This is a genomic window from Blastococcus sp. SYSU DS1024, assembly GCF_054050795.1.
Genome location: NZ_JBJHAA010000042.1, coordinates 1 through 5,271, shown reverse-complemented (window position 1 = coordinate 5,271; position 5,271 = coordinate 1). Strand labels below are relative to the sequence as shown.

The window sequence follows — 5,271 nt, the reverse complement described above, 5'->3', positions numbered from 1 at the left end:
CGCACCGGGCCCGGGTCGGTGAACGGGTCCAGCCCACGCCGGCGGATCAGCTCGCGGACCTCGCCGTCCACGACGTCCAGAGCAGTCGGCACGCCATCCCCCGTCGAGCCGTCGAGCAGTCGTCGAAACGCTCGGGACTGTAAGGAAAACGGGCCGGTCCGATGGGGTGACGTCAGGCGATCTGTGGACAAACCACGGCCCGATCGGGGGCACGAGCACTCGGTCGGGTGAATGAGCGGGCACAACCGCGTTCCGACACGAAGGGGCCGCAGGCACGGACGAGCTCCGACCAGCTCGCTCACCGGGCGGCATCCGGCTCATCCGCCCACCGGCCCTGGGCGACCTACAGGGCGCCGTGGGGACCTGCAACGTGGCCAGCGACGTGGATGCAGCCACGAATCCGGCCGTGCGGAAGGCGAGCCTGCGCGTGGTGCCCAACGGCGAGGTGGTGGTGAACGTCCAGGCGGTCACCAACATCTTCACCTTCGGCAACATGCTCGCCCGCGCGTACCCCGAGTTCGTGCAGCGAGTGATGGACCTGGCCGTGGCCGCGCACGCCAAGATCGCCGAACAGCAGCCCCTCACCCAGCTCGGCGCGCTGTCCACGTCAGTGACCGGCCAGGCGCAGGAGGGCGGCAGCCTCGGCGCGACCCGCGTGCTTCTTCCGCTGCTGGATCGTGCGGCGACGGGGATGCGCAACCGGCCGTGGGCGGACCCGAACGCGCCGCTGCAGTTGATCCTCCCGGCGTGGGCGCGTGGCCTGCTGCGGTCGGACCTGGCGTTGCAGGAGCCCGGCGACTCGACCGTCGGCGTGAGCGACGCCGACCTGGCGGCCTACCTGGCGACGCGCAACCTCGCGCCGACGTGGGCGCTCGACGGTGAGGCCGGGCAGGAGTTCGACGCGCAGGCTCGGGGGCCGGTCAACGCTTGGCCGACCGAAGTGGTCTCGTACATGTTTCCGGCGGGAGCGTTCGCCTTCCTCGACGGCGGAACGCTCGACCTCGGCCTGGTGCGCGACTCGACGCTCAACGCGGCCAACGACTTCTCGACCTTCACCGAGACGTTCGAGGCCGCGATCTTCCGAGGCGGCGGGGCCTTCCGCATCGCACAGGCGCTCACCCCGTCCGGCGTCGTTCGCGCGGCCGAGCTCGCAGTCTGATGGGGCGGCGCGATCCGCGCTGCGCGGCTCCCGGCTGCGCGTACATCGCGGTTCCCGACCAGCCGATGTGCGTGCAGCACGGGGGCACCCGACAGGCGCGGACATACACGAACGCACCCGTGGATCACATGCGACTGTGCGGTGCTCGATGGCGCGACGGCGGCAACTGCACGCAGCCCGCCATGCGCGGCCAGGAGCGGTGCCGCATGCACGGCGGATCGGTGCCGAGGACACGCGCCAAGGCCGCCGAGCGCATGCGGAGGCCCAGGCCGTCGACCTGGCCAGCCGGCTCAGCATCCCCCGCTCGACCTCTGCCACCGACGCACTTCAAGAGGAACTGCACCGCACCCAGGGGCGCATCGACTGGCTAGAGAGCGAGCTGGCGAAGCGACCCGACGACGGCGCGGTGCTGGCGGTCTACACCGCGGAGCGCGGGCACCTGCGGCAGCTGGCCGGTGGGATGGTCAGCAGCAAGACCGACGAGCGCCGAGCCATGCTCGACGAGCAGACGGTCGATGCGTTGGAAGCGGCCATCACCGGCATCGTGCGAGACCTCGGGTAAGACCCCCACACGACCCGAGTGCGGGAAGTTGTCGCCCGTCAACTTCGTCAGGCTGTCGGGACTCGAACCCCGAGCGTTGACCCCGAACGCAGCGTGCTGCACGCTACATCCGAGATCAGCGCCGTGCAGCCCGTGCCCTTCTGACGTTTGTACGGCCTATGTACGGCTGAGTGAAGGCGTCAACACAGGCCTTCACTCAGCGACTTCACAGGAAGGCTCACGGGGATGGAATGGGTTGGAGTAGCACTACTCGGGCTTGGCTGTTACGGCGTCTACCTGAACTTCGCCGATAAGGGGCAGGAAGAGTCGGAATCAAACCCGACCGTAGGCAGTCCTTCCGTTGCCACCGCTGCGCCTCTGAGGGAGTGGCGAGGCATGAGCAAAATGACCCGCAATGACACCGTTTCGAGTCGCTGCCGAAAGTGCAGCCGCCAGTGGCAGCTTGACTCAAAGGTCAGCAACGCGATCGCCAAAGAGCAGAGCGCGGGTGGCCGCATGCAGCGGGCCGGGCTCAAGATGGAGCAGACCGGCGCCTCGTTCACCATGGGTGCCTCAGGGCGGCGTATCGCAGCCGGCAACGAGTTGCATCGGGCCAACGAGTTCCTGACGAACCTCTACACCCTGGCGGCTTGCCCCGACTGCAAGAGCGTGGACGTCCTGCTTACGAAGTAGTATCCGTCTATCAGGGGAAACTAGCCGCGGGGCCCGTACTGTTTCGGGCCGACTGCGCCAGATCCAGGCACTCCTCCTGCCGCACCTCACCCACCACGATGCGGGAGGGCCGCATCCGCAGCGCCTCCTTCACCAGCCGGCGCAGCGGGATCTCCCCGGCGCCCTCCAGGTTGGGCTGGCGGGTCTGCATCGAGACGACGTCGGGCAGCGGCACCCGGAGCCGAAAGCTGAAGCGACTACACAGGTGTCGCCGGGCTGAAGCGGCTTGACGAGGATGCGCTGCACCCGTTCGGCAGTCAGCTTAGGAGCGGTGACTGTGGGCGAGGCCACGAGGTTCCAGATGAAGACCCGATGGGGGATCACGTCGAGCACCCGGTCGTCCGTGCGGGCTCCCGGCCCGATTCTGCGAGTCTAACGAACGTATGCGCTTGAACGGCCTATGGTCCCCCTGTGCCACGACTCCTCCCCGCAATGGCGTTGTTAGTCCCCCTCGCGATAGCCCTCATCGTTGCCATCGACGACAATGAGGTCACCAACCCCGAGCAAAGACTTTTCCTCCAGGCTCTCGAGGAGGGCCGCGAGCAGTACGATGACGCCCCGAACGAAATTACCAAGGATGAGGTCGAGGCGGCGCGGGATCAGAAGTTGTGCGATTCCAGCCTGGCCAGTGCCGAAGGCTGGGTCGGGGAGATTGGCGACTTGTCCACCGGCTTCGGGGGACTTGAGCTAGAGATTCGAATCGGAGACCAGATCGACCTCCGCACCGGTAACATCCGGGAGGACGATCCAGTCTTCGAGATGGCGCGCGAGCTTCAGGAGGGGGACACCGTCACTTTCGACGGAATCTTCGAGCTGACTGGAAACAAGTGCTTGAACCCGCAGTCACTCTTCCAGGAGAGTCGCATGACGTCACCGGACTTCGACTTCGAGATCACTTCTCTGACGAAGGCCTAAGACGCCGCCAATCACGCCCCTCGTCGAGCAGCGCCGCGAGCCCTTCCTCCTGCACCTCATGCCGTGCGCCCTGTCCAACGTCGCCGGTCGGCCGGCGCGCTGCGAGGTGCGGCTTGCGCGGGCGTAGGTCGCCCCCTCGCGCCCGACGAGCGGGCGACCTGCGCCCTAGCGACGGGAACCCGACCCCGGAACCGCCCTATCCGGGCCGTAGCCATGAGCAACAACGAAGGCCGCGATCGACCCGTACTGCTCCCGGATCACCGCACTCTCGGCGTTACGGTCGTGTGTCTGCACGAAGAAGGCGGTTCGGCTCGTAGCTCCACCGCATCCACAAAAGCACGAGCCGGTGGGCCTCAGGTCGGTCATATCGCGAGACGCTCTCATGCGAGCGCACAGAACCGGAACTAGGCGCCGCGCCGCAACAGCGCGCCCGGGCCAATCTCGGGAATCTCCGGTCGTTCGCCCTGTCCAACGTCGCCGGTCAGGCCACTTCATCACGTCACCGACGGCGGCCAGGAGCGACGCTGCACTCCTGCGGTGGCGGTCAGTTGCAAACCGCGGCCCGCCGTTCATCCCACGCGGCGCCCGTCGACTGCGAGCACCCGGCCCAGTGCGCGGCGGGTGATCGTGCCGTCAGGTCGGACAGCGGCAGCCTTAGTGCGGAGATGCGCCGAGTACACAAGTCGTCCGGACACTCGACCTCCCACCTCGGGCACCGCTACGCCATGCGCAGGCCTCCTGCGGCCGTAAGCTGCGTTCACGAAGGGAGTGCAATGGGGCGACGGGGTCGTAGAGCATCAGAACTGGGCGCACCGGTTGACGGCTTGGCTTGGCTCGATGAACTACGTCAAGCGGACCGTGAACGCGTCGTAGGACAAGCGTCGGCGGCTCGCCAGTCCGGCTGGCAATGGGAAGTGGAGACCCTCAAGGCGTGGCATCTATCCGGGACGGACGCCTGCTTCCTGGACTGGTTGAATGACCACAGAAGGGTAGAGCGCCAGGCACCTGACCCAGCATCTAGTGACATGCCCGCCGACCGACTGATTAGAAGTCCGCGGGATGCGGAACTGTCCGCTGCGGCTTGGATGTCCCACTTCGGCTACTCAAACGTCACAGTTACACCTGTCGGGCCTGACGAAGGTATCGATGTCATCAGCGACGAAGCACTTTGCCAGGTAAAGGCAGAGACAGCCCCCACCGGATTACCGGTCGTGCAGCGTCACTTTGGGGTGTGCCAGGCGCATCGAAAGGACTCCATCTTTTTCTCTTTGGCGGGATACACCCCTAAGGCCGCAGCTTGGGCCGACATTCAAGAGATGGCGCTGTTCCGCTTTGACCTGCAGGGTCGTCCCGAGGCCTACAACCACGCAGCGCGCGAAATCTGGAGCAGCGACTGAGGGGCCACGACGTGAACGCACTTCAGGCAGGGGTCAAGCTCAGCCCGAAGGTGAATAAACCGCACAAGTAAGTGGGTCACCTGCTGGCCGGAACTCACTCCGCGTTCGAGGCGACGCGCAGGAGGTAGACCGGCTCGCGGCCCAGGCCAGGTGGCTGACCGACGTCGCCAAGCCGCACCGCGCCCACGGTGCGCGGACGACGCGCCAGGAAGACGCACCAGCAGGCCCCGGCCAGCCGCCGGTCGCACTCGACGCCCTCATGGCGCTCGACGAGGAGTTCCTTGCAGAGGCGGCGAAAGGCGCTGGTCCGGACTGCTGCAGCCGACATCCGCCGGCCAGCGACGGACCTCGGAGTGAAGGTCTCTTAGCCGTCGGGGTTGTAGCAGGGCGGCTTGTCGCAGTGAAGTGACCCCCGTCGGCTGAACACCTCCAGACTTGGCACCAGCCAAGGAGGGAGGGCCCGAGTGGGCCGACGGAGCAAGTACCCCGAGGAGTTCCGGCAGCGCGCCGCGCAGCTGGTTCTCGAC

Annotated in this window: 7 protein-coding genes and 1 pseudogene; 6 read left to right on the top strand and 2 right to left on the bottom strand. The window is 66.8% G+C overall.

Annotation, left to right across the window (positions count from 1 at the left end; genetic code table 11):
* The first annotated feature begins 310 nt into the window (after positions 1 to 310).
* From ACI79S_RS20655 to ACI79S_RS20640, 4 genes and pseudogenes are all read left to right on the top strand, one after another.
* On the top strand, positions 311 to 1,159 hold the full coding sequence (locus ACI79S_RS20655) for a major capsid protein (RefSeq protein WP_456595314.1): 849 nt from the start codon (positions 311 to 313) through the stop codon (positions 1,157 to 1,159).
* Positions 1,159 to 1,341, top strand: a pseudogene (locus tag ACI79S_RS20650) (hypothetical protein); the annotation flags it as partial. The gene ACI79S_RS20655 and the pseudogene ACI79S_RS20650, both read left to right, overlap by 1 nt.
* 17 nt (positions 1,342 to 1,358) lie before the next feature.
* Positions 1,359 to 1,721, top strand: a complete 363-nt coding sequence (locus ACI79S_RS20645; RefSeq protein ID WP_456595315.1) for a hypothetical protein — start codon at positions 1,359 to 1,361, stop codon at positions 1,719 to 1,721.
* Positions 1,722 to 2,096: 375 nt separating this feature from the next.
* Complete coding sequence (locus tag ACI79S_RS20640; RefSeq protein WP_456595313.1) at positions 2,097 to 2,393, top strand: hypothetical protein; 297 nt, start codon at positions 2,097 to 2,099, stop codon at positions 2,391 to 2,393.
* 10 nt (positions 2,394 to 2,403) lie between these two features.
* Here ACI79S_RS20640 and ACI79S_RS20635 read toward each other — a convergent pair whose 3' ends face one another.
* On the bottom strand, positions 2,404 to 2,607 hold the full coding sequence (locus ACI79S_RS20635; protein WP_456595312.1) for an ATPase, T2SS/T4P/T4SS family: 204 nt from the start codon (positions 2,605 to 2,607) through the stop codon (positions 2,404 to 2,406).
* Positions 2,608 to 2,843: 236 nt separating this feature from the next.
* Between ACI79S_RS20635 and ACI79S_RS20630 the strand changes: the two genes are divergently transcribed.
* Positions 2,844 to 3,347: a hypothetical protein gene (locus ACI79S_RS20630; RefSeq protein ID WP_456595311.1), complete on the top strand. Its 504-nt coding sequence runs from the start codon at positions 2,844 to 2,846 to the stop codon at positions 3,345 to 3,347.
* Positions 3,348 to 4,372: 1,025 nt separating this feature from the next.
* Complete coding sequence (locus tag ACI79S_RS20625) at positions 4,373 to 4,744, top strand: restriction endonuclease (RefSeq protein WP_456595310.1); 372 nt, start codon at positions 4,373 to 4,375, stop codon at positions 4,742 to 4,744.
* A 94-nt stretch (positions 4,745 to 4,838) separates the two neighbouring features.
* Here ACI79S_RS20625 and ACI79S_RS20620 read toward each other — a convergent pair whose 3' ends face one another.
* Complete coding sequence (locus ACI79S_RS20620) at positions 4,839 to 5,072, bottom strand: hypothetical protein (RefSeq protein ID WP_456595309.1); 234 nt, start codon at positions 5,070 to 5,072, stop codon at positions 4,839 to 4,841.
* Positions 5,073 to 5,271: the final 199 nt, after the last annotated feature.

What these genes read in the sequence shown, in the direction of transcription:
- ACI79S_RS20625 (WP_456595310.1), top strand. Translation starts at nt 4,373, where the DNA reads ATGCCCGCCGACCGACTGATTAGAAGTCCGCGGGATGCGGAACTGTCC.
- ACI79S_RS20620 (WP_456595309.1), bottom strand. Translation starts at nt 5,072, where the DNA reads ATGTCGGCTGCAGCAGTCCGGACCAGCGCCTTTCGCCGCCTCTGCAAG.
- ACI79S_RS20640 (WP_456595313.1), top strand. Translation starts at nt 2,097, where the DNA reads ATGAGCAAAATGACCCGCAATGACACCGTTTCGAGTCGCTGCCGAAAG.